Annotated in this window: 24 protein-coding genes, 1 tRNA gene and 2 riboswitches; of the genes, 12 read left to right on the forward strand and 13 right to left on the reverse strand. The window is 72.6% G+C overall.

Features of this window, described 5'->3' with window-relative positions:
* Positions 1–10 precede the first annotated feature (10 nt).
* From cobC to Q1K33_RS00555, 6 genes are all read left to right on the forward strand, one after another.
* On the forward strand, positions 11–1,021 hold the full coding sequence (gene cobC / locus Q1K33_RS00530; RefSeq protein WP_300399721.1) for an Rv2231c family pyridoxal phosphate-dependent protein CobC: 1,011 nt from the start codon (positions 11–13) through the stop codon (positions 1,019–1,021).
* A 59-nt stretch (positions 1,022–1,080) separates the two neighbouring features.
* A complete protein-coding gene (locus tag Q1K33_RS00535) occupies positions 1,081–1,665 on the forward strand; it encodes a (2Fe-2S)-binding protein (RefSeq protein ID WP_300399722.1) in 585 nt (194 codons plus the stop codon).
* A gap of 69 nt (positions 1,666–1,734) precedes the next feature.
* A riboswitch (cobalamin riboswitch) is annotated at positions 1,735–1,800 on the forward strand.
* A gap of 60 nt (positions 1,801–1,860) precedes the next feature.
* Positions 1,861–2,076 (forward strand): CbtB domain-containing protein, encoded by a 216-nt coding sequence (locus tag Q1K33_RS00540; protein ID WP_300399723.1) that lies wholly within the window; start codon positions 1,861–1,863, stop codon positions 2,074–2,076.
* 18 nt (positions 2,077–2,094) lie between these two features.
* A complete protein-coding gene (locus Q1K33_RS00545; RefSeq protein WP_300399724.1) occupies positions 2,095–2,907 on the forward strand; it encodes a CbtA family protein in 813 nt (270 codons plus the stop codon).
* Positions 2,904–3,914 (forward strand): nicotinate-nucleotide--dimethylbenzimidazole phosphoribosyltransferase, encoded by a 1,011-nt coding sequence (cobT, locus tag Q1K33_RS00550; protein ID WP_300399725.1) that lies wholly within the window; start codon positions 2,904–2,906, stop codon positions 3,912–3,914. Before Q1K33_RS00545 ends, cobT begins: the two co-directional genes overlap by 4 nt.
* A gap of 15 nt (positions 3,915–3,929) precedes the next feature.
* Positions 3,930–4,847: a cobalamin biosynthesis protein gene (locus Q1K33_RS00555; RefSeq protein WP_300399726.1), complete on the forward strand. Its 918-nt coding sequence runs from the start codon at positions 3,930–3,932 to the stop codon at positions 4,845–4,847.
* Here the strand turns inward: Q1K33_RS00555 and Q1K33_RS00560 are convergent.
* Genes Q1K33_RS00560 through cobN form a run of 4 tightly spaced genes read right to left on the reverse strand, consistent with a single transcriptional unit; the run spans position 4,795 to position 11,324 of the window.
* Positions 4,795–5,499 carry a cobalt-precorrin-6A reductase gene (locus Q1K33_RS00560; RefSeq protein WP_300399727.1) on the reverse strand — a complete coding sequence of 235 codons (705 nt, stop codon included), beginning with the start codon at positions 5,497–5,499 and terminating at the stop codon, positions 4,795–4,797. The genes Q1K33_RS00555 and Q1K33_RS00560 overlap by 53 nt on opposite strands.
* Complete coding sequence (locus Q1K33_RS00565; protein WP_300399728.1) at positions 5,496–6,902, reverse strand: cobyric acid synthase; 1,407 nt, start codon at positions 6,900–6,902, stop codon at positions 5,496–5,498. The genes Q1K33_RS00560 and Q1K33_RS00565 overlap by 4 nt, the downstream gene beginning before the upstream one ends.
* Positions 6,899–7,720: a precorrin-6A synthase (deacetylating) gene (gene cobF, locus Q1K33_RS00570; RefSeq protein WP_300399729.1), complete on the reverse strand. Its 822-nt coding sequence runs from the start codon at positions 7,718–7,720 to the stop codon at positions 6,899–6,901. Before cobF ends, Q1K33_RS00565 begins: the two co-directional genes overlap by 4 nt.
* A complete protein-coding gene (cobN, locus tag Q1K33_RS00575; RefSeq protein ID WP_300399730.1) occupies positions 7,713–11,324 on the reverse strand; it encodes a cobaltochelatase subunit CobN in 3,612 nt (1,203 codons plus the stop codon). The genes cobF and cobN overlap by 8 nt, the downstream gene beginning before the upstream one ends.
* A 28-nt stretch (positions 11,325–11,352) precedes the next feature.
* A riboswitch (cobalamin riboswitch) is annotated at positions 11,353–11,522 on the reverse strand.
* 114 nt (positions 11,523–11,636) lie between these two features.
* On the opposite strand from cobN, the gene Q1K33_RS00580 reads away from it, so the two are divergent.
* Genes Q1K33_RS00580 through Q1K33_RS00590 form a run of 3 tightly spaced genes read left to right on the forward strand, consistent with a single transcriptional unit; the run spans position 11,637 to position 15,705 of the window.
* Positions 11,637–13,640, forward strand: coding sequence for a fatty acid desaturase (locus tag Q1K33_RS00580; RefSeq protein ID WP_300399731.1), 2,004 nt, complete (start codon positions 11,637–11,639; stop codon positions 13,638–13,640).
* 35 nt (positions 13,641–13,675) lie between these two features.
* Positions 13,676–14,959: a glutaminase gene (locus tag Q1K33_RS00585; RefSeq protein ID WP_300399732.1), complete on the forward strand. Its 1,284-nt coding sequence runs from the start codon at positions 13,676–13,678 to the stop codon at positions 14,957–14,959.
* A 44-nt stretch (positions 14,960–15,003) separates the two neighbouring features.
* Complete coding sequence (locus Q1K33_RS00590) at positions 15,004–15,705, forward strand: hypothetical protein (RefSeq protein ID WP_300399733.1); 702 nt, start codon at positions 15,004–15,006, stop codon at positions 15,703–15,705.
* Between the two features lie 42 nt (positions 15,706–15,747).
* Here the strand turns inward: Q1K33_RS00590 and Q1K33_RS00595 are convergent, their stop codons facing one another.
* The 8 genes from Q1K33_RS00595 to Q1K33_RS00630 form a co-directional block, all read right to left on the reverse strand.
* Complete coding sequence (locus tag Q1K33_RS00595) at positions 15,748–16,008, reverse strand: hypothetical protein (protein WP_300399734.1); 261 nt, start codon at positions 16,006–16,008, stop codon at positions 15,748–15,750.
* 219 nt (positions 16,009–16,227) lie between these two features.
* Positions 16,228–16,303 (reverse strand) — tRNA-Ala (locus Q1K33_RS00600).
* A gap of 154 nt (positions 16,304–16,457) precedes the next feature.
* Positions 16,458–17,360 (reverse strand): hypothetical protein, encoded by a 903-nt coding sequence (locus Q1K33_RS00605; RefSeq protein WP_300399735.1) that lies wholly within the window; start codon positions 17,358–17,360, stop codon positions 16,458–16,460.
* Between the two features lie 103 nt (positions 17,361–17,463).
* A complete protein-coding gene (locus Q1K33_RS00610) occupies positions 17,464–18,168 on the reverse strand; it encodes a GNAT family protein (protein ID WP_300399736.1) in 705 nt (234 codons plus the stop codon).
* Between the two features lie 26 nt (positions 18,169–18,194).
* Entirely contained in the window at positions 18,195–18,680 is a 486-nt protein-coding gene (locus Q1K33_RS00615; protein ID WP_300399737.1) for a MogA/MoaB family molybdenum cofactor biosynthesis protein, read from the reverse strand.
* On the reverse strand, positions 18,673–19,182 hold the full coding sequence (gene moaC, locus Q1K33_RS00620) for a cyclic pyranopterin monophosphate synthase MoaC (RefSeq protein ID WP_300399738.1): 510 nt from the start codon (positions 19,180–19,182) through the stop codon (positions 18,673–18,675). The genes Q1K33_RS00615 and moaC overlap by 8 nt, the downstream gene beginning before the upstream one ends.
* A gap of 5 nt (positions 19,183–19,187) precedes the next feature.
* Positions 19,188–20,453: a gephyrin-like molybdotransferase Glp gene (gene glp / locus Q1K33_RS00625; RefSeq protein WP_300399739.1), complete on the reverse strand. Its 1,266-nt coding sequence runs from the start codon at positions 20,451–20,453 to the stop codon at positions 19,188–19,190.
* Between the two features lie 7 nt (positions 20,454–20,460).
* On the reverse strand, positions 20,461–21,849 hold the full coding sequence (locus Q1K33_RS00630) for a UTP--glucose-1-phosphate uridylyltransferase (RefSeq protein ID WP_300399740.1): 1,389 nt from the start codon (positions 21,847–21,849) through the stop codon (positions 20,461–20,463).
* 23 nt (positions 21,850–21,872) lie between these two features.
* Between Q1K33_RS00630 and Q1K33_RS00635 the strand changes: the two genes are divergently transcribed.
* Complete coding sequence (locus Q1K33_RS00635; protein WP_300399741.1) at positions 21,873–22,502, forward strand: 5-formyltetrahydrofolate cyclo-ligase; 630 nt, start codon at positions 21,873–21,875, stop codon at positions 22,500–22,502.
* A gap of 23 nt (positions 22,503–22,525) precedes the next feature.
* On the opposite strand, the gene Q1K33_RS00640 is transcribed toward Q1K33_RS00635, so the two are convergent.
* Positions 22,526–25,285: a penicillin acylase family protein gene (locus Q1K33_RS00640; RefSeq protein ID WP_300399742.1), complete on the reverse strand. Its 2,760-nt coding sequence runs from the start codon at positions 25,283–25,285 to the stop codon at positions 22,526–22,528.
* 99 nt (positions 25,286–25,384) lie between these two features.
* Between Q1K33_RS00640 and Q1K33_RS00645 the strand changes: the two genes are divergently transcribed.
* Both Q1K33_RS00645 and cpaB read left to right on the forward strand, forming a co-directional pair.
* Complete coding sequence (locus Q1K33_RS00645) at positions 25,385–25,780, forward strand: FmdB family zinc ribbon protein (RefSeq protein ID WP_300399743.1); 396 nt, start codon at positions 25,385–25,387, stop codon at positions 25,778–25,780.
* Positions 25,781–25,846: 66 nt separating this feature from the next.
* A complete protein-coding gene (gene cpaB / locus Q1K33_RS00650) occupies positions 25,847–26,545 on the forward strand; it encodes a Flp pilus assembly protein CpaB (RefSeq protein ID WP_300399744.1) in 699 nt (232 codons plus the stop codon).
* Positions 26,546–26,576 lie beyond the last annotated feature (31 nt).

Genomic DNA, 26,576 nt, shown 5'->3' on the forward strand with positions numbered 1-26,576 from the left:
GGTGGAGCGCGTGGCCGATCCCCTCCTGCACCACGGCGACGTCGAGGTCGGCGACGGCCTGCTCGACCTCGCCGTCAACGTGTACGCCGGTCCACGGCCGCCGTGGCTGGAGACCGCCCTGCTGGCCGGGCTCGACGCGTCCGGCGCCTACCCGTCGGCAACCCCCGCCGAGGTGGCGATCGCCCGCCACCACCGCCGCGAGCCGGACCAGGTGCTCGCCACCGCAGGAGCGGCCGAGGCGTTCTCGTTGATCGCTCGTTCGCAGCCCTGGCGACGGCCGGTCGTGGTGCACCCGCAGTTCACCGAGCCGCACGCCGCGCTGCGCCAGGCGGGGCACGCGGTGCACGAGCTCGTGCTGGAGCACCCGTTCCGCCTCGACCCCGCGCTGGTCCCGGAGGGCAGCGACCTGGTGATGGTCGGCAACCCGACCAACCCGACCGGCGTCCTGCACCCGGCTGCGGCGATCCGCTCGCTGCTCCGACCAGGACGCACGGTGGTCGTCGACGAGGCCTTCATGGACGCCGTACCCGAGGAGACCGAGACTCTGGCCGGCGAGGACCTGCCCGGTCTCGTCGTGATCCGCAGTCTCACCAAGCACTGGTCGATCCCCGGCATCCGGGCGGGCTACGTGCTGGGCGAACCCCCCATCCTGCGGGGCTTGCGCGCGCTCCAGGTCCCGTGGTCGGTCTCGTCGCCGGCGGTGGCCGCGATGCTCGCCTGCTCCACCGAGGAAGCTCGCGCGGAGTCGCGTCGGCGCGCACTGCAGCTCGCGTCCTGGCGGGCCGAGCTGGAGAGAGGCCTGCGCGGCCTGGGCATCGAGGTCGTGCCCTCGACCACGTCGTTCGTGCTGGCCCGCGTGGGTGTCGGCGTCCACCGGGCCCTGCGCGAGGCCGGGATCGCCGTACGGCGGGCCGACACGTTCCCCGGCCTCGGGCCGCGGTGGGTGCGCATCGCCGTGCGACCTCCCGAGGTCACTGCCCGGCTGGTGTCGGCCCTGGGCGACGTCCTGGCAGGCGCCTGATGGAGCGCGCCGCGCCCGGTCAGGTGGTCGATGCTCTGACGCGAAGCGCCGTGTGGCCCGTGGACCTCGCGCCCGGTGCCGGGTTCGTGCCCCTGGCCGACCTGGTGGCGGGCGGTCTGGCCGAGCGCATCTGCACCCGTCTCGGTGAGCCACCCCGACGTGTCGGCGAGTCCGCGGTGGTGATGGGCGTCGCCTCCCGACTGTGGTCAGTGACGGTCGTCAGCGCCGCCCGCGACGGTGTGCTCGTCGATGTCGAGGCCCTGGTCGGTGACGACGACGAAGGGGCCCTGGTGCTCGGACTGGCTCAGCCACGGGGGTTCCTGGACCCGACAGTCGAAGAGGTCGACGCTGCGATCCAACGGGTGCTGCAGCCCCTGGTCGAGAGCTTCGACCTCTCCCCGCACCTCCTGTGGGGCAACGTCGCGGCCAGCCTGCACGCCGTACCGCGCGTGCACGACCTGCCCGCGGCCGAGCCGCTCGTCGCCGACCTGCTCACCCGTGCGCCGTACGCCGGGCAGCTCGACGCGTCCCTGGCAGGGCCGGTGGCGGGGCGCGCGCGGCGTCGTACCTGCTGCTTGTTCTACCTCGTGCCGGGCGCCGGCGTGTGTGGCGACTGCGTCTTCGACGTGGCTCCTCGTCGGTGACGGCCCGAGAGGCTGAGACCCCCGTCGCGGCAGACGATCCATGCCCTAGGCTGCCATCTGCGGGCACGAGGAAGCCGGTGTGATTCCGGCACAGTCGCGCTACTGTGACATCGCCTCCAGGCGGTGAAGTCAGACCCGAAGGTCCGTCATCCACCCCATTCACAACAGGGACGCATTCATCCCTGAGGAGGACACATGTCTCAGTCGACCGCTGCACCCGTCTCCGAGGTCGCGATCCCGACCATCCCGCTGCGCGAGCTCGCCCCGTGGGCGCTCTTCTTCGGCCTGCTCGGCCTGGTTGTGATCTTCTTCGTCACCACCGACCAGGGCGCGGTCTCGCTCCCGGCGGGCACCGCCGTCCACGAGTGGGTCCACGACGGACGCCACCTCCTCGGCTTCCCCTGCCACTGAGTCGCGGGGACACGCGAGATGAACGCACGCGCGTTCCTGGTCCGCGGGCTGCTCGTCGGACTCCTGGCCGGCATCGCCGCCTTCGCCGTCGCCTACGCGGTCGGTGAGCCTCACGTCGAGCGGGCCATCGCCCTCGAGGAGGCCGGCGGCGTGGCCGCGACATCCGACGAGGAGACGGCCGACCACCCCCACGAGGCCGGCACCCCGGCCCACAGCCACGGCGGTGGTGGTGACGGGGGCGCGTCGGTCTCCCGGCCCACCCAGCGGACCTGGGGTCTGGCGACCGGCACCCTCGCCATCGGCGTCGCGCTCGGCGGCCTGGTCGCCCTGGTCGCCGCCGGGACCCTCGGGCGTCTCGGCCGGCTCACCCCGCGCCAGTCGACGGCCGCCGTCGCCCTGGTCGGCTTCACGGCGTTCGCACTGGTGCCGTTCCTGAAGTACCCCGCCACCCCTCCGGCCGTCGGCAGCGGCGACACGATCGGCGAGCGCACCGGCTACTACTTCCTCTTCCTGCTGATCTCGCTCGCCGTGGGGATCGGGGCCGTCGTCGTGGCGACCCGGCTGTGGCAGCGGCGCGGCGCCTTCGAGGCCGTGGCGATCGCGGCCACCGGCTACGTGGCGGTGATGATCGTCGCCGGCGAGCTGATGCCGACCGTCAACGAGGTCGGTGACTTCCCGGCCGACGAGCTGTGGTTCTTCCGCCGCGCGTCGCTCTACACCCTGGCGATGATGTGGGCCGTGATCGGCGTCGGCCTCACGGCACTCGTCGGGCGGCTCCACGAGCAGGCGGCGAGCGTGGCGGCGCGCCGCGAGCTGGCCGCGAGCCTGTGAGGGCGCCCGACGCGGTGACCCGCCGATCGGCGGAGGAACGGCTCGCCGGCCTTGCCGTGCCGCCAGGGTCCCTGGGGCGGCTGGGCGAGCTGGGAGTGTGGCTCGCCTCGTGCCAGGGCGTCGTCCCACCGACTGCCCCGGCCAACGTCCGACTGGCGATCTTCGCCGGGGACCACGGTGTGGCGGCGTACGGCGTCAGCGCGTTCCCGCCCGCGATCACCGGTGCGATGGTCGGCACCTTCCGCGCCGGCCGGGCCGGGGTCAGCGCCCTGGCCCGCGCCCACGACGTGGCCGTGCGGGTGATCGACGTGGCGGTCGACGACGAGACCGTCGGAGACCTGAAGGTACGACGGGGCTCGGGGCCTATCCACCTCGAGGACGCGCTGAGCGCCGCCGAGACCCAGCACGCCCTCGCGGTCGGCGAGCGGGTCGCGCACGAGGAGATCGCTGCCGGCGCCGACCTGCTCATCAGCGGCGACATGGGCATCGGCAACACCACGGTCGCAGCGGCGTTGATCGCCGCCGGGCTCGGGCTTCCCGCCGGCGTGGTCGTCGGGCGCGGCACCGGCATCGACGAGTCCGCGCTGGCCGGCAAGACCGCGGTCGTCGACCAGGCCCTGCGCCGGGCCGGCGACCGGGTCGCCCACCCGGTCGAGACCCTGACCGCGCTCGGCAGCGCCGACCTCGCCGCCGCGACGTCCTACCTGCTGACGGCCGCACGGGCCGGCGTACCGGTGCTGCTCGACGGTCTGATGGCCGTGGCGTGCGCCCTGACGGCCGAGCGGATCGAGCCCGGCGCGGCCGCCTGGTTCGCAGCAGGGCATCGCTCCACCGAGCCGGCCCAGACGCTGGCGCTGGCCAGGCTCGGCCTCGAGCCGCTGCTCGACCTCGGGCTGCGACTGGGCGAGGGCTCCGGCGCGGTGGCGGCGGTGCCGCTCGTCCGGGCGTCGGCGGCGTTGCTGAGCGACGTCGCGCTCCTGGCGGAGCTGTTGCCGCCCGATGCCTGACGTCCGGGCGCCTGGGTGAGCAGGTCCCTCGGCCTGGCGCTGGGCTTCGCCGCGGACCGACTCGTGGGCGACCCCGCCCGCCTCCACCCGGTGGCCGGCTTCGGGCGCACCGCCGCCTGGCTCGAGCAGCGGACGTACGCCGACACGCGTCTCGCGGGTGCCGCCCACGTGGCGACGCTGGTCGGCGCGACGGTCCTGCTCGGTCGGGGCGGGCGCGGCACCGCGGCGACCGCGCTGGCGACCTGGGCGGTGCTCGGGGGCACCTCCCTGGACCGGGAGGCGGCCGCCGTGGAGACGCTGCTCGGGCGCGGCGACCTCCCCGGCGCGCGGCGCAGGCTGACCCACCTGGTGGGGCGGGTGACCGACGACCTGGACGAGACCGGCGTCGCCCGAGCCACGATCGAGTCGGTCGCGGAGAACACCTCCGACGCGGTGGTCGCCCCGCTCGTGTGGGGCGCGCTGGCCGGCGTACCGGGACTGGTCGGCTACCGCGCTGCGAACACCCTCGACGCGATGATCGGGCACCACACCGAGCGCTACGAGCGGTTCGGTTGGGCGGCCGCTCGCCTCGACGACTTGCTCAACCTCCCGGGGTCGCGGCTCGCGGCCCTGCTCGTGGTGACGCTCGGTGCGGACCGGCGATCCGCTGTGCGGGCATGGCGACGGGACGCGCGCGCCCACCCCAGCCCCAACGCCGGACCGGTCGAGGCGTCGTTCGCCGGAGCCCTCGGGCTGCGTCTCGGTGGTGAGACCGTCTACGCCCACCGGGTGGAGCGGCGCCCGGTGCTGGGCGACGGCGACAGTCCCGTCGCGGCGGACATCCGTCGGGCTCGCGCGCTCGCCGGGCGTGTCCAGGTCGGGGCGGTCGTGGTCGCCGTGGTCAGTGCGCTCGGACCCACGCTCGGGCGGCGTCGACGGTCTCGACCACGGTGAGTCCCTCGGGCAGCCGCGGGCGTCGTACGACGACGACCGGCACGCCCAGCCGGGCGGCCGCGTCGAGCTTGGGCGCCGTGTGCTCACCCCCGGAGTCCTTGGTGACCAGCACGTCGACCCGGTGCTCGCGCATCAGCGTCAGCTCGCCGTCGAGCCGGTAGGGCCCGCGGCTGAGCAGCAGGGTCCACGCGGGCGGCACCTCGATCGGCTCGACCGTCCGGACCAGGGCGGGGCGGTCCCCGAGCAGGGGCTCGAACCGCGCCAGCTCCTGACGCCCCACGGTCAGGAAGGGACGCCGACCCAGCGCACCCGCCTGCTCCGCGGCGTCCTCGTGGGAGTCGACCCACACGTGGTCGCCGCTCCACCCGGGTCGTTGCAGGCGCACCAGGGGCCGCTCGGTGCAGGCCTGGACCGCGTTGCCGGTGATCCGCGCGGCGAACGGGTGCGTGGCGTCGACGACGACGTCGTAGGCCGACACGTGGTCGCGCAGCCCCGCCACTCCCCCGAACCCACCGACGCGCACGGCACCGACCGGGAGTCGCGGGTCGGTGACCCGGCCGGCCAGGCTGGTGGTCACCTCGTCGCCGTCGGCGACGAGGACGCCGGCGAGCGCTCGGGCCTCGGTCGTCCCACCCAGCACCAGCACCTTCACGGCGTCCCCGGTGTGCTCGCGAGGGCCAGGTCGAGCAGCGCGTCGACGTCGAGGTGCTCCTCGACGAGGGCACCGAGGAGGTCGAGGCGGCGCTCGCGGGCCGCCGGGAAGGACGCCGCCGACGTCACGCCCAACGTCTCCCGGAGGTACGACGCGCGCGCGCCGTCGTCCTCGAACGAGCCGTGCACCATCGTCCCGGTGACCGCCCCGCTGCTCCGCGCGCCGTGCACCTGTCCGTGGTGGATCTCGTAGCCGGCGGGCCCGACGACGCGAAGGACCTTCGCGCCACCGAACTGCGTGCTCAGGTCCAGCAGGCCGAGCCCGCGGACCGTCGCGGGCGCACCCTCGACGCCCGCAGGGTCCGCGATCTCGCCCCCCAGCATCTGACACCCGCCGCAGATGCCCAGGACCGGCCGGCCGGCCGTGGCGTGATCGAGGATCGCCCGGTCCAGGCCGCGCTCGCGCAGCCAGGCGAGGTCGCTGATGGTCGCGCGCGTGCCGGGCAGGACGACCAGGTCGGCGTCGGCCACCGCGCGTGGGCTGGAGGCGAAGTACACGTCGAGGTCGGGCTCGAGACCGAGCGCGTCGACGTCGGTGAAGTTGGAGATCCGCGGCAGCCGCACCACGGCGACTCGCGCGCGGCCCGCCCCGGAGCGACGGCCCTCTCCCTCGGCCAGGTCGAGGGCGTCCTCGCTGTCGAGCCACAGGTCGGGGTGCCAGGGCAGCACGCCGTACACGCGTCGACCGGTGCGCTCCTCGAGCATGTCGAGCCCGGGCCGGAGCAGGCCGAGGTCGCCGCGAAACTTGTTGACCACGAAGCCTGCGACGAGGCGCGCATCCGCCTCGTCCAGCAGGGCGACGGTGCCGACGAAGGCCGCGAAGACGCCGCCGCGGTCGATGTCGCCGACCACGACGGTCGGCAGGTCGGCGTGCCGGGCCAGGCCCATGTTGACGTAGTCGCTGCGGCGCAGGTTGATCTCGGCCGGGCTGCCCGCACCCTCGGCGACCACGACGTCGTACCGCGCCGCGAGGTCGTCGTAGGCCGCGTGCGCCACGGCGGCCAGGTGACGACGACCCTCGACGAAGTCGGTCGCGGCGACCTCACCGCAGGGTCGTCCCATCAGCACGACGTGGCTGCGCTGGTCGCTGCCCGGCTTGAGCAGGACCGGGTTCATCGCCACCTCGGGCTGCGCCCGGGCCGCGATCGCCTGCACCCACTGGGCTCTGCCGATCTCGGCACCCTCACCGTCGGCTCCCGCCACGACCATCGAGTTGTTGCTCATGTTCTGTGCCTTGTACGGCGCCACGCGCACCCCCCGGTCGGCCAGCGCGCGACAGAGCCCCGTGGTGACGATCGACTTGCCGGCGTCCGAGGTGGTGCCGGCGACGAGCAGACCGCTCACGCCTCGACCGCGGCCGGTGCGTCGGGCGCGCGGAGCAGGTAGATGTCCATCACCCATCCGGCCGCAACGCGAGCACGCGCGCGGGCCGCCTCGATCTCCGGCATGACGTCGGCCACCCGACCGGCGACGAGCTCCTCGGAGGGGTTCCCGAGATTGCCACCCCACCAGATCTGCCAGTCGTCGAGGCCGGGCAGGTCGATGACGCGGTTGAGCATCACCACGATGTTGTCCTGGCCCTGCGCCACGGCCTCCCGCAGGCGGCGGCCGGTCGTCACGTGCAGCGGCTGGCCGACCTCGTGCAGGACGATCCGGTGCCGAGCCGCGAGCAGCTGCACGCTCGAGATCCCCGCGATGACGTCGATCTTCAGCTCGAGCGACCCGCGCCGTGCGACCCGTTCGAGAATCCGGATGGTGGAGTCGTAGAAGGCGGGATCGCCCCACACCAGGAAGCCCGCGTCGCCCTCGTAGGCGAGCAAAGCCTCCTCGTAGGCCATCGAGCGCGCCTCGTGCCACGCCTCGACGGCCGCCTCGTACTCCGCCTGCGTGCCGGTGCGCTCGGGACGTCGCTCGCGGGCGGGGTCCTCGATCCGGGCCACCGCCGGCTCGTGGCCCAGGTGCACGTCGAGCAGCCGGCCGCGGGCAGCGACCAGAGGGTCGGGCATCCCGCCGCGGGGGGACTTGTCGGAGACCACGAAGAACTCGACGCTGCGCATCGCCTCGAGGGCCTCGACCGTCACCATCGACGGATCTCCGGGACCGACGCCGATGACCCGCACCCGCTTGGTTCTCGAGGCTCGCTCCGCTCGCACCTCAACCACCGAGACGGTCCTCGAGGTCGCCTTCGAGGTCCAGGTAGACCTGCTGCATCGCGGCCACGACCTCAGGGTCGGGCTCGGCCCACAGGCCCCGGTCGGCGGCCTCGTGGAGCTTCTCGACGATCCCGCGCAACGCCCAGGGGTTCGACTTCTTCATGAACTCCTGGTTGGTCTCGTCGAGGACGTACTCCTTGGCCAACGACTCGTACATCCAGTCGTGGACCACTCCCGCCGTGGCGTCGAAGCCGAAGAGGTAGTCGACGGTGGCGGCGAGCTCGAAGGCGCCCTTGTAGCCGTGTCGCTGCATCGCGGTGATCCACCGCGGGTTGACGACGCGGGAGCGGAAGACGCGGTTGGTCTCCTCCTGCAGCGTGCGGGTGCGCACGGCGTCCGGGGTGGTCGAGTCGCCGACGTAGGCCTGCGGGTCCGCGCCGGTGAGCGCACGTACGGTCGCGATCATCCCGCCGTGGTACTGGAAGTAGTCGTCGCTGTCGGCGATGTCGTGCTCGCGGGTGTCGACGTTCTTGGCCGCGACCTTGATCCGTCGGTAGTTGGCCCGCATGTCCTCCGCGGCCGGAGCACCGTCCAGCCCCCGTCCGTAGGCGAAGCCGCCCCAGGCGGTGTAGACCTCGGCGAGGTCCGCATCGTCGCGCCACGACCCGGACTCGACCACCTGCAGGATCCCCGCGCCGTACGAGCCGGGCTTGGAGCCGAAGATGCGCGTGGTCGCCCGCCGCCGGTCCCCGTGCTCGGCCAGGTCGCGCAGCGCGTGGGCGCGCACGTAGTTGGCCTCCGGCGGCTCGTCGAGGTCCGCGACGAGCCGTACGGCGTCGTCCAGCATCGCCACCACGTGCGGGAAGGCATCGCGGAAGAAGCCGGAGATCCGCACGGTGACGTCGATCCGTGGCCGGCCCAGCTCGTCGAGGGGTACGACGTGCAGGTCGCTGACCCGGCGCGATGCCTCGTCCCACTCGGGTCGTACGCCGAGCAGCGCCAGCACCTCCGCGATGTCGTCGCCGCTGGTGCGCATCGCCGAGGTCCCCCAGACCGACAGCCCGACGGACTCGGGGTAGGTGCCGGTGTCGTCGAGATAGCGCTGGAGCAGGGAGTCGGCCATCGCGACACCGGTCTGCCAGGCGAGGCGCGAGGGGATCGCGCGCGGGTCGACGGTGTAGAAGTTGCGTCCCGTCGGGAGCACGTTGACCAGGCCGCGCAGCGGCGAGCCGGACGGGCCGGCGGGGATGAACCCACCGTCGAGCGCGTGGAGCACGGCGTCGAGCTCGTCGGTGGTGTGCGCCAGCCGGGGCACGACCTGGGTGGCGGCGAACTCCAGGACCCGCACCACCTCCGGGTCGTCGTGCATCCGCGCCGCAGCGGAGACGTCCCAGTGCGCGTCGTCCATCCGCTGCACGAGGTCGCGGGCGACCCGCTCGATCTCGTCGACGGCACCGGCCGACTCGTGGTTCTCCTTCAGCCCCAGTGCCGCCCGCAGACCGGGCACCGCCGCCTGCTGACCGCCGAAGACCTGGGCCGCGCGCAGGATCGCCAGCACCAGGTTGACCCGCGCCTCCCCGTCGGGGGCTGCCCCGAGGACGTGCAGGCCGTCGCGGATCTGGGCGTCCTTGATCTCGCAGAGCCATCCGTCGACGTGCAGGATGAAGTCGTCGAAGGCCTCGTCGTCCGGCTGCTCGTCCAGGCCTCGATCTCCCAGGCCCAGGTCGCGGTGCATCTCGGCGGCATGCATCAGCTGCCAGATGTCACCACGGATCGCCGGCAGCTTGGCCGGGTCCATCGCCGCGATGTTGGCGTACTCGTCGAGCAGCTTCTCGAGGCGCGCGATGTCGCCGTACGACTCGGCCCGAGCCATGGGAGGGATCAGATGGTCGACGATCGTGGCGTGCGCGCGGCGCTTGGCCTGCGCACCCTCGCCGGGGTCGTTGACGAGGAACGGGTAGATCAGCGGCAGGTTGCCGATGGCGGCGTCGGTCGCGCAGGAGGCCGACAACGCGGCGTTCTTGCCGGGCAGCCACTCCATCGACCCGTGCTTGCCCAGGTGCACGACGGCGTGGGCGCCGAAGCCGTGCTCCACCCAGCGATAGGCCGCGAGGTAGTGGTGGGACGGCGCCAGGTCCGGGTCGTGGTAGATCGCGATCGGGTTCTCCCCGAAGCCGCGGGGCGGCTGGATCAGCAGGACCACGTTGCCCGCCTGGATCGTGGCGAGCACGATCTCGCCCGCCTCGTTGACGAACAGCCCCCCAGGAGACTCGCCCCAGGCCTCCACCAGGTCGCCGCGCAGGTCCTCGGGAAGGTCGGCGGTCCACCCGTCGTACTCGTCCTTCGAGATCCGCACGTGGGCGTCGGTGAGCTGGGCGCTGGTCAGCCACTCCTCGTCCTGCCCGCCCGCGTCGATCAGCGCGTGGATCAGCGCATCGCCCGCCTCGGTGTCGTCCTCGAGCTCGAGTCCGGGGATCGCCCCCGGGGCGCCGAGGTCGTAGCCCGCCCCCCGCATCCGACGCAGCAGCCGGACCGTGGAGACCGGGGTGTCGAGGCCGACGGCGTTGCCCACCCGGGAGTGCTTGGTGGGGTACGCCGAGAGCATCAGCGCGACCTTGCGCTCTGCGGGGGGTACGACGCGCAGACGCGCGTGGTTGACGGCGATCCTCGCTACTCGGGAGCACCGCTCGGGGTCGGCGACGTAGCGGGGCAGCCCGTCCTCGTCGATCTCCTTGAACGAGAACGGGGCCGTGATGATCCGCCCGTCGAACTCCGGGATCGCGATCTGGCTCGCGGAGTCGAGCGGGGTGACACCGTCGTCGGAGGCCTCCCACTCGGCGCGGCTGCTGGTGAGGCAGAGCCCCTGCAGGACGGGGATGTCGAGGTCCGCCATCCGTTCGACGTCCCAGGCCTCGTCCTCTCCCCCGGCGCTCGAGGCGGCCGGGGTGCTCCCGCCGGCGGCGAGCACCGTGACGATCAGGGCGTCGAGGGTGCCCAGGGCTGCGAAGAGGTCGTCGGGGGCCGAGCGCAACGAGCCGGCGAAGATCGGCACCCCGATCGCCTGGTCCGTCTCGTCGATGGCGTCGACCAGGGCGTGGACGAAGGCAGTGTTGCCGCTGGCCTCGTGGGCCCGGTAGTAGAGGACACCGACTCTCGGGGTGCCGTCGATGAAGGGGCGCTCGGCCATCCCCCACGCCGGGATCTCGATCGGGGCGTCGAAGCCCTCCCCCGTGAGCAGGACGGTGTCGGACAGGAAGGCGTGCAGCTGGGCGAGGTTCTCCGGGCCGCCCTCGGCGAGGTAGCGGTGCGCCTCGGCCGCGACCCCCATCGGGACCGACGACAGCTCCATCAGCTCGGCGCTGGGCTGCTGCTCACCGCCGAGGACCACGACGGGCATCCCGGTCTCGCGGATCCGCTCGAAGCCGGAGCACAGGTCCTGGGGCGAGCCGAGGATCCGGCCGACCACGAGGTCACACCCCTCGATGGTCTCGGCCATGGACTGGTGTCCGGGACGGGACGGGTTGGCATGGACGTAGTCGACGCCCGCCTGCTGCTGCGCGGCGCGGGCCGAGAGCAGGTCGGTGTCGGAGGTCGAGAGCAGCGCGATCTTCACGGGTTTCTCCTCGGGGTTCTCGCCCCTGGGTGGTCGGAGGTCCCGTGGCCAGTGTCTGGCTGACCATCACGCGCGGTGACGGCTCACAGTGGCGGAACCGCCCCGGACTTCGACATCACTGTCGGCACCGGGTTCCTGCTCCACGAGACGTGTCGCCTCAGCCTACGCAGCCCGGGCACCGCGGCAGCATCAGGTCTCCACCGGCACGGCGATGGATTCGCCGAGGGAGCTGACCCATGGCCCGGCCCTTGACATATCGCCTTGATATGTAAAGCATGGCGGAGAGCCGCGCCACCGACGACAGGAACACCGATGTCCCCGACCAGTCCCCTTCCTGCGAGCGCGCAGGAGTCACCGCAGCAGGTCCTCGGCCTGCCGGACCCCGGGGAGCGGGTCCCGCCGGTCGCGTGGCCGACGATGGGGCTCTACGTCGGCACCCTGGCCCTGTTCGCCCTGGAGATGTACGGCGTCCTGGCTGCCGACTGGTCTCCGCTGGCCACCGTGCCGATGGGCGCAGCGGTGACGTTCCTGATGTTCAGCGTGCTGCACGAGGCCGTGCACCATGCCGTGAGCACCGACAGCCGCCTCAACGACCTGATGGGTCATCTCTCGGTGCCGTTCGTCGCGCCGTACGCCGGCTACGCGATGTTCCGCTTCATCCACATCGAGCACCACCGCAACACCAACGAGCCGAAGTCGGTCGACCCCGATGCCTGGACCAGCGAGGGTCCCTGGTGGCAGCTGCCGCTGCGATGGATGAGCATCGACCTCTGGTACACCGTCTTCTACGTGCGTCGGATCCGCGAGCGCCCGCGCGGCGAGGTCGCCGGGACCGTCGCGTTCGCCACGGTGACGCTCGGCGCCTTCGCGGCTCTGGTCGTGGCCGGGCACGGCCTCACCCTGGCAGTGGCGTTCCTCATCCCCCAGCGCCTCGGCCTGGGGGTCCTCGCCTGGTGGTTCGACTACCTCCCGCACCACGGGCTGCCCTTCACCGGGCGCCAGGACAAGTACCGCGCCACGCGGATCCGGGTGGGCGGCGAGGGGTGGATGACGCCGCTGTTCGTCTACCAGAACTACCACCTGGTGCACCACCTGCACCCGAGCGTGCCGTTCTACCGCTACCTGCGCGCGTGGCGGCGCAACGAGCAGACCTACCTCGACCGCAACGCCGCGATCTCGACGGTCTTCGGGCGCTCCCTGACGCCCTCGGAGTACCGCACCTGGCGTCGCCTGACCGACGACCTCGAGAGCGCCGCGCCGCAGCGAGGCCCGGCGGCAGGCAGCCGTCCGGCCTTCCACCCGCTGCGCGTCGCCGCCGTGGAGCCGCTGACGGCCGAGAGCGTGACGGTGACCCTCACGGTGCCGGCCGACCTGGCCCGCGACTACGAGCACCGTCCCGGCCAGCACGTCACCTTGCGCGCCATGGTCGACGGGCACGACGTGCGACGCTCGTACTCGCTGCTCCCGCCGCTGAGCGACGGCACCCTGCGCGTCGCGGTCAAGCGGATCGACGGTGGCGTGTTCTCGACCTACGTCCACGAGTCGCTCGCCACCGACGACATCCTCGACGTGATGACGCCCGCGGGCCGCTTCGGGCACCACCTCGACGCTGCTCGGGGCTCGGGGGCATCGGGCTCGTACGCCGCGGTCGCCGCCGGCTCCGGGATCACCCCGGTGCTCTCCATCGTCGCCGCCGTCCTCGAGCACGAGCCCGCGAGCACGATCACTCTCGTCTACGGCAACCGCACGACCGACTCGACCATGCTCCGCGACGACCTGGCTGCCCTGACCGAGCGCTTCGGCGAGCGGCTGTCGGTGCACCACGTGCTGTCGCGTGAGAGCGGCGCAGCTCTGGCCGGCCGGGTGACCCCGGGCCTCCTCGAGCGCCTCGTGCCCGGCCGCACGGACGCCTGGTTCCTCTGCGGGCCCGAGCAGCTGGTCGACGATCTCCGCTCGACCCTGGAACCCCGCGGCGAGCGCGTGCTCTCGGAGGTCTTCCACACCGAGGACACCGCCTCCGCGGTCGCCCTGGACGTCGAGAGCCAGGTGACGGTCAGCCTCGGTGGTCGCGAGACCACCTTCGCGCTGCGCTCGACCGGCGACACCGTGCTCGACGCCGCGCTGAGGCAGGGCGTCGACGCGCCGTACTCCTGCGCTGGTGGCGCCTGCGGCACGTGTCGCGCCAAGGTCCTGCTGGGTTCGGCGGTGATGGACCAGGACCACGCCCTCGACGACGACGAGCGAGCCGCGGGCTACGTCCTCACCTGCCAGGCACACCCGCTCAGCGAGGAGCTGCGCGTCGACTACGACGCCTGAGGGGTCCGGGCCACGCCTCCCTCTAGGCTCACCGCATGCGCTCGCCGATCCCCGACTACCTGCTCGAGGTCCTCGATGCCTGCGGCGCAGACGCAGGCGCCGTGGCCGACTACATCCCCGAGCTGGCTGCCGCGAACCCGGACCGGTTCGGCATCTGTGTGGCGACGGTGGACGGAGCCGTCTACGCGGCCGGGGACGCCGACGTGGGGTTCACCATCCAGTCCATGTCGAAGCCCTTCACCTACGCACTGGCCCTCGCCGATCGTGGCATCCCCGACATGGACGAGCGGGTGGGGGTCGAGCCGTCCGGCGAGGCCTTCAACGAGATCTCTCTGGACCGGGAGTCGGGCCGGCCGAGGAACGCGATGATCAACGCCGGGGCCATCCTCACCCACTCCCTGGTCGACGGCCAGGACGGAGCCGCCCGCTCCGAACGGGTCCGGCAGGGGTTCAGCCGCTTCGCGGGACGCGACCTGGTGGTCGACGAGAGCGCCTCCTCCTCGGAGTTCGCCTCGGCCCACCGCAACCTCGGCATGGCCCACCTCCTCAAGGCGTCCGGCGTCCTCGAGTGCGACCCCGTCGACGTGGTCGAGGGCTACACGCGCCAGTGCTCGATCACGGTGTCGTGCCGAGACCTGGCGATGATGGCCGCCACCCTGGCCAACGCGGGGACGCACCCACTGACGCAGGAACGGCTGTTGAGCCGTCCGGTGGTGCGGCAGGTGATGAGCGTGATGATGACCTGCGGCATGTACGACGCCGCCGGGGACTGGATGACCGACGTCGGGATCCCCGCCAAGAGCGGCGTGTCCGGCGGGGTGATCGGTGCACTGCCGGGCCAGGTCGGCGTGGCCGTCTTCTCGCCCCGTCTCGACACCCACGGGAGCAGCGTGCGCGGCATCCGCGTCTTCGAGCGTCTCTCCAGCGACATGGGCATGCACCTGATGGACGTGGCCCAGGAGGGGCGCTCGGCGTTGCGCGGGTCCTACGTGTCCGAGGGCGAGGACGCGGTCACCGTCTACGAGATGCAGGGCGACCTGCGCTTCGCCGGTGCGGAGACCGTCGTACGAGCGATCGCCGCAGCCGACCACACGACCAAGCGGGTGGCCCTCGACCTCACCCGCGTCTACCGCCTGCACGACGTCGGCCGCCGGATGCTGCTCGAGTGCGTCCGGCGACTCGAGCTCGACGGACGCGACGTGCTCGTCATCGACCCCGAGCGCACCCTGTCCGGCACCGCACGGACCGGGAAGGACCCCCTCGAGGTCGTCGACTCCCTCGACGCGGTCCTCAGCAGGCCGACCCACCGGCTCGAGTGACCCACGAGACGACGGAACCATCGGCAGCGTGGGACCGTCCAAGCGTGATGCATCCGACCGAGCCGCCTCGCTCCACCCCTGGAGACCCGCGTCGATCGGGTCATGGGCCCGCCCGACTGGCGGCCCTCTCGCTGGGCACGGTCCCGGTTGCCCTGGCGCTCCTGGGACTGCCCGCTTGCGGAGTGGTGGGCTCGGGCCCCTCGACTGCCGAGGAGCCACGGATACACTCCGGCGAGCTCGAGGCTGCCTCGGGTCGGCCGTGCCCCGACGAACTGCCCATCGGCGAGGATCCCTCCGGCCACGGCTTCGGCATCGACGAGGCCGCGGACGAGCTGCCCAGCCTGCTCGACCCCCGGCGCGCGTGGGTGTGCCGCTACGACAGCGTCGACATCGCCTCGACCACGAGCGGAGGCACCGAGTACGGCTGGCGTCTCGAGGGACGCCCGGCCCCGGTCGACGACGGCCTTCTGGACGGCCTGCAGGACGCGCTCGCCGACCTGTCGGTGCCAGACGACCGCGACCGAGCCTGCCCCACCGACCTGGGGCCCCGGTGGATGGTCGTCCACGACCACGACGGTGACCTCACCGCGGCCATCGTGGACGACTACGGCTGCCGCAGCGTACGCCTGACCGACGACCCCCACAGCACGCCGCCCGCAGCCGACGACCAGGAAGGGACCGTCGCCGGCGTCCTCGACGGAGGGCAGGCGATCCTCGACGCTCTCGGCGTCGGCCGTGCGAGCTGATCCGACCCGCTCGACCGGACCGGCGGGGTGCCCGTGCCTGGCCTAGGCCCCGCCCTCGTCCTCCGGTGCACCCTCCACCGCGGGCCGGCCGACCTCGACCGCACCGGGCGCCCACCGCTCGAGAATGCGTTCAGCAGCGTCCCGCTGGGACGCCAGCATCCCCACCACGAACCGGCGGTCGTCCTCGTCGTGGAGCTCGGCCTCGATGCCTGAGCTCGTGAGCATCACGACGGCCAGGCGTGCGTCGAAGGGATCGGCGACGTCGTAGACGCGCCTCTCCCCGTAGTCGTTCGGGGGCAGCACAGGACAGCTCGATCCGGTGAGGGGGGTGATGCATCGGGCAGATGTCGAGGGCCGCATACCGACGCTGCCCTCGACATCTCAACGAGCCGTCACGCCCGGAGTTGGGCACCCCGTCGGGGATGACCACTCGTGCCACCGACGTCCGCCGGGACAAGCCCGGGACCGGCAGCCCACCCTGACCCACCAGACGGTGAGCCGGCGGGTCGGCCTGGTTGGTGTTGGTGGAGCTGAGGGGATTCGAACCCCTGACCTTCTCATTGCGAACGAGACGCGCTACCAACTGCGCCACAGCCCCAGTGCGCCGTCCGAGTGTCCGGGTGGCGCGGGCGAAACGTTAGCACCAGCCCGGCAGCCCGTCCGAATCGGACGGTCGTGTGTCCGAGCACGGTGCGGGGACCGTCGTCAGGCACACGACCCGGTCGCGCCGGGTGGACCGAGGTGCGAGGCGGTCAGGAGCCCGACGCACGCCGACGCTCGGCCTCAGCGGCCCGCGTCTTGGCGCTGCGCTCGGCCTCGTCGGCCTCGCGGGCGAGCTCGGAGTCGGAGGCGAGGGGGCCGGAGGTCCATACACCGGTGGAGTCCAGGTCGATGGTGCGCACGGTGCGCTTGGCGGCCGGCTCCTTGGCGACGTACGTCGGGAGGGTGACGGGCACCGGGTCCCAGTCGCCGGGGCGCTTGCTCGGCGCCTCGCTGGAGGACGGCTCCGGTTCGGCGGCGACAGCACCTGCTCCCGTCGGCACCACGAGGTCGGCCTCGACGTGGACGACGGCGATCTCCTCGGTGAGAGGGTCTTCGTCGTCGGCCTCCGCCGCGTCCCCGGAGAGCGGCGCGGCAGGTCGACGCACGAGGTCGTCCGAGGCACGCTCGGAGCGCACCATCAGGCGGCAAGCGACCAGCCAGGCGACCAGTAGCCCGACCGGGATGAAGGTGAACGCAGGGCGCACGTAGCCCAGGGCTGCGAGGGCGCCGACCACGGCGATTCCCAGCAGGATCGTGCAGACCACGCGCAGACGCCGCTGCGCGGCCCTTGCCGCCGCCGCTCGGCGGGCGCGGACCTGGCCGGGCGTCCACCTCGCAGCGGGCTCGGCCGGAGCCACCGACGTCTTCTCGACCGAGACCGAGACCGACACGGCGCTGTCGTCGGCAGACTCCGCGGTCTTGGCGCCGTTGACGACGAGCCGCGCGGTCGTGGAGTCGACAGGCTCGCGCCGGGCGAGCACCCGCAGCCGGTCCGAGAAGCCGTCGATCGAACGGCTGGCGGCGCTGTCCTCGTGCTGCTTGAGCGCCTTCGGGATCAGGTAGACGGCCCAGGCCACTGCCAGGGCGACGAAGATCAGAGCACTCAGGTCCACGGATGTGAGCGTAGGAGGGGTAGCGCAGGGTGAGTCGGATGTCTACCCGTGTGTCGCAAATTGCTGGTGTGATTGATGGGGTTCGCGGTGTGCGACGCGGGGGTCAGGTCGCGGGGTCTCGAGGCTCATCGCTGGCGCTCCTCGCACCTCGACCACCGTCCGGGCTTCGTCGACGGCCTCGTTCCTCGGCCTGCTCAGCCTCCGGTCGACCGCCGGCCGGACTGACGAGGGACTCCTCGTATCGCTTGAGCAGCCCGAACGGCACGTCCTCCTTGGTGATCGCATAGAGGCGGTGGTCGCGCCAGTCGCCGTCGATGTGCAGGAAGCGCGGCGCGTAGCCGACCTCGGGGATCTCGAGCTTCTCCACGACGCGCAGCGAGTTGGAGTTCTCGGGACGGATGGCGATCTCGATGCGGTGCAGCCCGACGGCGAGGAAGCAGTGGTCGATGGCGAGGGCCACCGCGCGCGGCATCACGCCGTGGCCGGCGTACTCCCGGTCGAGCCAGTAGCCCACCGAGGCGAACTGGGCCGAGCCGCGCACGATGTTGTTCACGGTCAGCTGGCCGGCGAACGCGCCGTTGACCTCGACTGCGAACGGCAGTGTCGTGCCGGCCTTGGCGCTCCTGCTCAGACGACGGATCAGGGTCCGGAAGGTCACCGGCTTGGCGTCGGCGCCGGGAGGTGCGGTGGCGTCCCAGCGCGAGAGCCAGCCGGCGTTGCGGCGTCGTGCGTCACGCCAGGCGTCGACGTCGGAGGCTTTGAGGGGCCGCAGGGTCACCTTCGGCGCGGTGCCCGACGAGAGCACCACCGGCCATCCCCTGGCCCGGCCCGCACTCAGTGGTCACTCCCCACGATCTGCTCCACGGCGTGCACGAGGAGCGGTCGCAGGACCGACAGACCGTCCTTCACCCCGCCCCGCGAGCCGGGGAGGTTGACGACCAGGCACGAGCCGGCGACGCCGGCCAGCCCGCGCGAGAGGGCAGCGGTCGGGATCCCGGCCACGACGCCGGCGGCCCGGATGGCCTCGGCGATCCCGGGCACCTCGCGCTCGAGCAGCGGTCGGGTCTGCTCGGGGGTCTGGTCGGTGGGCGTGAGGCCCGTGCCGCCCGTCGTCAGCACCACGCGCGCACCGCCCTCGACAGCGGCGGCGATGGCCGCGCCCACCGGAGGGCCGTCGGGCACGACGGACGGAGCGCCCACCGTGAAGCCGAGGTCGCGCAGCGCCTCGACGATCAGCGGACCGGTCTCGTCGGCGTACACGCCCGCCGCAGCCCGGTTGGAGGCGACGACGACCTCGGCGCGACCGTGCGACTCAGTCATCCGCCACTCCGGCGCCCGGTCGCACGAAGTCCCCGGACTTGCCACCCGTCTTGGTCTCCACGCGGATGTCGGTGATCACCGCGGCCTTGTCGACCGCCTTGACCATGTCGACGACCGTGAGCGCTGCGATCGAGACGGCGGTCAAGGCCTCCATCTCGACGCCCGTGCGGTCGGTGGTGCGGACCTGGGCGGTGATCGCGACCGACGAGTCCTCGACGACGAGGTCCACCGAGACCGCGGACAGGGAGAGCGGGTGGCACAGCGGGATCAGCGAAGGCGTCTGCTTGGCGCCCATGATCCCGGCCAGGCGCGCGACGGCGAGGGTGTCGCCCTTCGGCACGCCGGCACCGCGCAAGAGGTCGACGACGGCCGCGGAGACGTGCACCCGCCCCGAGGCAGTCGCGGTGCGCGCGGTCACGGACTTGGCCGAGACGTCGACCATGTGTGCCGCGCCCCGCTCGTCGACGTGGGTCAGCCTCGATTGCTCGACAGGTTCGCTCATGGGTCTCAGTCCTGGTCCAGGCGGATCACGGTGACCCGCTCGCCGGCGGCGATCTCGGTCACGTCCTCCGGTACGACGATCAACGCGTCGGAGGCAGCCAGGTCACCCACGAGGTGCGAGCCCGACCCTCCGACCGGCTCGACCTCGGCAACGCTGGCCCCGTCGGAGTCCAGGGTGAGCACCCCACGCAGGAACTGGCGCCGGCCACGAGGCGACCCCACGCGATGGGTGAGTCGCGCGGTCACCGGTTGCCGGGACTCGGGCGTGATGCCCATCATCCGACGCAGCGCAGGACGCACGAAGGTCTCGAAGGAGAGGTAGGCCGAGACCGGGTTGCCCGGCAGCGCGAAGAACGGCACCGCCTGGTCGGCACGGCCCCCCGAGCGGGGGCTCAGGGTGCCGAAGCCCTGCGGCTTGCCGGGCTGCATCGCGACCGGGCCGAACCACACCGATCCCAGCGGGGTCAGCGCTTCCTTGACGACGTCGAAGTCGCCCATCGAGATCCCGCCCGAGGTGACCACGGCGTCGGCGCGGCCGAGCTGGTCGTCGAGTGCGTCCAGCAAGGCTGCGGGCTCGTCGGGGATCAGTCCCACGCGGTAGGGCACCGCACCCGCGCGGCGAGCGGCCGCGGCGAGCAGGAAGGAGTTGCCGTCGTAGATCGAGTCGTCGCCCAGCTCTGCGCCGGGCTCGCGCAGCTCCGAGCCGGTCGAGACGATCACGACGCGAGGGCGCGGGCGCACCCGGACGCTCGCCCGCCCCAACGAGGCCAGCAGCCCCAGGTGGCGCGGACCGAGCGTCGTACCGGCCTCGACGAGCAGGTCGCCGACGGCGACGTCCTCGCCGGCGTAGCGCAGGTGTTGCCCGGGGCTCGGTGCCTGGGCGATCCAGACGTCCTTGGCCCCGCGGTCGGTCCACTCGTAGGGCACGACGCTGTCGGCCCCGGGCGGCACCGGGGCGCCGGTCATGATCTTGGCCGCGGTGCCCGCGGGCAACGAGGTCACCGGACGGGCGGACTGACCCGCGCCGATCTCACCGATGACCGGCAGCTTGACCGGCGACTCGTCGGTCGCCGTGGCCACGTCGGCCTGCCGTACGGCGTACCCGTCCATCGCGGAGTTGTCGAAGCGCGGCAGCTGGATCGGCGCCACGACGTCCTCGGCGGCAGCCAGGTCGAGGGCGTCCAGGAGCGGCAGCTGCAGGGCGGGCAGCGGCGTCATGGCCGTCAGGATCGCCGCGAGGTGCTCGTCGACCGAGCGCAGTCCCCCGCTCATGAGCGGCTCACGCGTCGGCGTCGCCGTGCAGCACCGCGCCCTGGTCGACCCGCTCGGCGTCGGCCGAGTCGAGCGCGACGTCGCCGACGACCTGGACGTCGCGGCCGAACGTGTAGTCCCCCACGACCCGCAGCGAGCTGGCCTTGGCCAGCGACGGGGCTCCCTCGGGGAAGCGCTTGTCGAACTCGCCCACGAGCTTGTAGTAGTCGCTGTCGAGGTCGATGAAGGGCACGTCGGTGGCGACCTGGTCGAGCACGAAGTCGCTGCCGACCTGGTAGACGTCCGAGCGCAGCACCAGCAGGTCGTTGGTGGTCTTGACCGGCACGAAGCGGTCGCGGCCGACCTCGATCAGCGCCGAGCCGTCGAAGACCTCGATCGCCGCACCCATCGCGGTCTCGACCTGGATCACCTCGGGGGTCGAGGGGTCGCCCGGGTCGACGTGCTTGGTGTTCTTGATCAGCGGCAGCCCGAGGATCCCCTGGCGTACGTCGAGGGCCTGCTTCATCGCATCGAGGTCGAACCACAGGTTGTTGGTCGAGCAGTACCGGTGCCGGTCGAGGTCCGCCAGCGCCTCGGCGTCCTCCTTCGGGGTCTGGGCCGACTCGCGCAGCACGATCCGCCCGTCGCTCTTGCGGCGTGCGAAGTGGCCGCCCTTGCGGTCCGAGGGAGTACGGCGCACCGCCTCGATCGCGAACGGCGCTCCGCTCGCGGCGAACCACCCGGCGACCTGGGGGTCGGGCACCGCACCCAGGTTGTCGGAGTTGGAGATGAACACGTGCCGGAAGCCGCGCTCGATCAGCAGGTCGAGCAGGCCGGTGCCGCGCAGGGCGGTGTAGACGTCGCCGTGGCCCGGCGGACACCACTCGAGGTCAGGATCCTTGGGATAGCTCACCGGCATCAGGTCGGCGGCCAGCAGCTTGGGCTCCTTGTTCTGCAGGAACTCCAGCGGCAGCCCGTCGACCGGGAGGTCCTCGTAGCGCGCCAGGGCGGCCATCGTGTCGGCCGAGGTGCGGAAGGAGTTCATGAACATCAGCGGGAGCGTCGCGTCGTGCTCCTTGCGCAGGTGCAGGACCTGGCGGGCGATGATGTCGAGGAAGGACAGTCCGCGCCGCACGCACAGCAGGGACTTGGCCCGCTCCATGCCCATCGAGGTCCCGAGCCCGCCGTTGAGCTTGATGACGGCGGTGTGGCGGATCGCCTCGGCGGCGACGTCGGGATCGACCTCGACGTCGGCCAGGCTGGGCATGTCGACCGGGTCGATCGTGGACTCCGGCACCATGCCGGTCTCCCCGTGCTCGAGGAGCCGGTAGTAGTGCGCGAAGGTGTCGATCGCGACCTCGTCGACGCCGGCGTCGGCCATCTTGTCGCGGGCCTTGTGCAGTCCAGGGCTACCCATGCTCACGATCGTAGGCTTCTCGCGTGGCCACGTCACAACCACCCGCCAACCCGTCCGAACCGCCCCCCGATCCGACGCCCGGCGCCGGGCCGGCCAAGCTCGCCCTGCGCGACCAGCTGACCACCGCTCGGAAGCGACTGTCGGTGGCCGAGCTCGGCGTCTACTCCCGCGGCCTCGCCGGCCACCTCCTCGCCGCGCCGGAGCTGACGGGCGCCGCCACGGTGGCGGCGTACGTCTCGATCGGCAGCGAGCCTGGCACCTCCTGGCTGCTCGACGGCCTGGCCCGGCGCGGGACGCGGGTGCTGCTCCCCGTGCTGCTGCCCGACGGCGACCTCGACTGGGCGCCGTACGGCGGCGACGACGCCTTGGCGAGCGGGCGGCTCGGGCTCCTCGAGCCCGCCGGGGAGCGTCTGGGGGTCGAGGCGATCGCCGGTGCCGACGCGGTGCTGGTGCCGGGACTGGCGGTCTCGCCCACGGGGACGCGGATCGGCCGGGGCGGCGGCTCCTACGACCGTGCGCTGGCCCGGGTGCCGGTCGGGACGTTCACCTGCGTCCTGCTGTACGACGACGAGGTCGGCCGCGACGTACCGACCGAGCCGCACGACCGCGCCGTGGGCGCCGTCGCGACGCCGTCCGGGATCCGTCGCTTCTGAGTCGTCGCAGGGAAGACGCTTCCTCAGCCCCCGGAGGCCGGGGTGAGCACCAACGTGTCCTCGGTGGCGTCGCGCACGGCATCCTCGGAGAAGGGCCAGGGCAGCGTTCGGCCGTCGAGCCAGCGCTCCGTCTGGTCGGTGTAGTGGGCGTCGAAGGCGTGCCCCGAGACGCCGGTGAGACTGACCCAGCGGGAGCGGTCGAGCCCGTCGGTCCCGTCGAGGGAGACGACCATCCGCATCGAGGGCGCGGTGCTCACGTCGTAGCCGGACGCGGCGTCCCAGGCCGTGGCGTTGACCGACGTACCGCCGCCACCGACGTCGAGGCCGCCCCGGTTGAACAGCGCACGCTCGGCCCCGTTGCCCCACTCCCCCAGCGGCTGCGATCGCAGGTCCAGCTCGTGCAGCCCGCCCCACGTCCACTCGACGGCACGCACCGCCTGACGGCTGGTGAGCTCGTCGCGCGCGTCCCGCATCGCGCGCTCGATGACCACGTCACGGGTCTCTCGCTCGTCGGTGGTCACGTCGTCCCAGTAGGCGTCGACCGGGTCCTCCAGCAGCTCGGTCATCACCGCCACCCAGCGCTGGCCGCCGTCCGGCCACAGGGCCTCGGGCAGCTCGTCGTGGAACGTGAGCTCGAGCAGGTTGCGCCAGACCGCGTTGAAGTAGGCCGCCGCGGCACTGCCCGCCGGCTGGCCGAAGTCCCAGTCGCGCAACAGGCGTTGACCCGCGGAGAAGTAGCCCGAGGGCAGCTCCACGTCGAGGAGGTACGGCGTGAGGACCGGGCCGAGGGGGGTGCGGTCGTCGAGCTGCATCGCCGAGAGCTCCTCGAGCGAGACCGTGCCGCTGCTGTCGCCCTCCGAGGGGACCAGGGCAGCGTCCAGCAGGCTGCTGATCCGCTCGGAGCGGTAGCCGCGGTCCCAGTCGTCGGTGAGGAAGTAGGGGTAGTCGGGTCCGGCAACGGCCTGGTTGGCCGTGACGATGACCCCGCCGTCGGGATCGAGCACGTTGGGCAGGCCGTCGAACGGCACGAACTCGCCGGTCCAGTCGTTCTCCGAGCGCCACCCCGCCGAGGGCAGGCGGCCGTCGTTGCCGGACTTGCGGATCGGCGCCAGCCCGGTCGCCTGGTAGCCGATGTGACCCTCGCGGTCGGCGTAGACGACGTTCTGCGCCGGGATCGCGAAGGAGGAGAGCGCCTGCCGGAAGGCGTCCCAGCCGCCTGCTCGGTTGAGCCCGAGGATCGCGTCGGCGGTCGGCGAGGGGGTGAAGCCCGTCCACGACAGGGACACGGCGTACTCCTCGCCCCCGGCGGAGCCGAACCTGTCGCGCCCCTTGAGCGGGGCGGTGTCGCCGACGACGGACAGCGTCTCGTCCACGTCGGAGACGATCGGCCCGTGGTCGGTGGAGCGCACGGTGATCGTGACGTCGTCGCCGCCCTCCACCTCCACGGTCTCCGTGCGCTCGCGCACCGCGACCTCCTGCCGACCGCGTCGCGCCGTGCCGTCGGTGATCCGCTCGACGTACAGGTCACTGACGTCGGAGCCGAGGTTGCTGAACCCCCAGGCGATCGAGGCGTTGTGACCCACGATCACGCCCGGGACCCCGGAGAACGAGTAGCCGGCGACGTCGTAGGGGCAGGCGGCGCTGATGCTGCGGCAGTGCAGCCCGACCTGCAGCCAGGGCCCCGGGACCGAGACCCCCAGGTGCGGGTCGGCTGCGAGCAGGGGCGCACCCGAGTCGGTGTGGTCGCCGGAGACGACCCAGGCGTTGGACCCCAGCCCGTCGCCCTCACCCAGCCAGGCCGGCATCCGGCCGGAGCCCTGCCCCAGGGAGTCCCACGAGGTGACGGCGTCCAGGCTCGCGCCGACGTGCCGCCGGCCCCGGTCGAGGGCCGGTCCCGTGGGCGCCCGCTTCGGGTTGCGGGTCCCGTCGGCGCTCGCGTCCTGCTCGAAGACGCCGTCGACCACGGCGCCCTGCGTCACGATCGGGTCGCTCGCGCGGTGGTCGTAGGCCGGGTACAGCTCATCGGCACGCTCGCGCCCCACCGCGTCGATCGCGAGCACCCGGTCGATCTCGTCCTGCATGTTGCCCCGCAGGTCCCACGCCATCGCCTTGAGCCACGCGAGCGAGTCGACCGACGTCCAGGGCTCGGGGCTGTAGTCGAGGCCGCCGGCGCCCAGCACGACGTACTCGAGCGAGATCCGGCCGGCCGAGCGCCCGTCGAGGTACTCGTTGACGCCCTTGGCGTAGGCGTCCAGCGCGACCCTGGTCTCCGGGGCGAGCAGCGGCAGCTCCGCCTCGGCCACCCGACGCCAGCCGAGGGTGCGCACGGAGAGGTCGGAGGCGAGCGCGTCCTCCCCGAAGAGCTCGGCCAGCCGACCCGCGGTGGCGTGGCGGCGTACGTCCATCTCGTAGAAGCGCTCCTGGGCCGACACGTAGCCCTGGGCGAACATCAGGTCCTCGGTGCTGTCGGCGTAGACCTGTGGGATGCCGGCGGAGTCGCGCAGCACCTCGACGGGCCCGTCGATCCCAGCCACCTCGACCGTCCCGGAGGTCTGGGGGAAGGACCGCCGCACCAGGACCACTGCCGTCAACGTCAGGGCGACCAGCGTCAGCACCAGCACGACGGCGACGTACGTCGTGATCCGCAGGCCCGCGGGCAGCGCGACGAACCGGACCCAGGGACTGCGACGCCTCGCCGGCTCCACCTCGGGCTCGCCCCCACCCGGGCTGCCGGGGGCGCCCGGGGTGCCCGCGCTGCCGGAGCGTTCGGTGTCGGCGGTCATGGTGGCGTTCATTGTGCCGTGGCGTAGCATTGGCAGTCGCCCGGGCAGAGTGCCAATCTTTCCTCACCCGGCTGAGAATCTGCGACGAAGGAGCCTTCCGTGCCCACCTACCAGTACGCCTGCACCGAGTGCGGCCACGCCTTCGAGCAGGTGCAGGCCTTCTCGGACGCCTCGCTGACCGTCTGCCCCCAGTGCGAGGGCCGTCTGCGCAAGGTGTTCAACGCCGTGGGCGTGGTCTTCAAGGGCTCGGGCTTCTACCGCAACGACAGTCGCTCGACCTCCAGCTCGTCCGAGGCCGGCTCCAGCAAGGACGGCGGCTCCAAGGACTCCGGCTCCAAGGACTCCGGCAGCAAGGAGTCCGGCAGCAAGGACTCCGGCTCCTCCGGTGGCTCCAAGGACTCGTCGGGCGGGTCGTCGAAGGAGTCCTCGAGCTCCTCGTCCGGTTCGTCCTCCGGCTCCACGAGCTCATCGTCGGCGGCCAGCGCCTCGTCCTGATCCCCAGGCCCCCGGGCCTGTGGAGAGCGATCGACGTCGATCGCCCGTGACGCCTACCGTCGAGTCGTGATCTCGGACGACGCCGACCTGCTCGACTCCTCCGGCGCCCGCCGGTCCACGCCGCGCGCCCGCCTCGACCGTGCCCGCTGGGGCGTACGGCGAGCAGTGCTGCGCCGCCGCCGGCTGCTGGCGGCGCTGCTGAGCGCGGTCGCTGTGTGGGCCGGGCTGTCGGCAGTCTCGCCGAGCCCCGAAGGCACGGTGCCGGTCCTGGTCGCCGCCCGCGACCTGCCCGCGGGCCTCACGATCAGCGCCGACGACCTCACGACGGTCGACTTCCGACCCGGCTCGGAGCCGAGCGGCGCGGTCGGCTCGGAGGCCGACGTCGCGGGTCGACTGCTCGCCGCACCCCTCGGCGCCGGCGAGCCGGTCACGGCGGTCCGCCTCGTCGGAGCCGACCTTGCCCAGGCGCACCCGGGCCGACGCTCCGTCCCGGTCCGGCTGCCCGATCCCGGCATGGTCGCGCTGCTGGAGGTCGGCGACCTGGTCGACCTGGTCGCCACGGACCCGGAGCAGGGTGACGTGACCACCGTTGCGCACGCCGTACCGGTCCTGGCGCTGCCGCAGGAGGGCGAGGCCGGCTCGGGCGTCACCGCCTCGGGGCTGCCGGGGCGGCTGGTGATCGTGGCGCTCTCCCCCGCGGAGGTGGCACCCGTCACGGCTGCGGCACTGAGTGCGTTCGTGACCTACACGTGGTCGGAGCGATAGCGTGTTCTCCGGTCACCCCGCCCGGGGGCCC

The organism is Nocardioides sp. (genome assembly GCF_029937575.1).
Taxonomy (GTDB): Bacteria; Actinomycetota; Actinomycetes; order Propionibacteriales; family Nocardioidaceae; genus Nocardioides.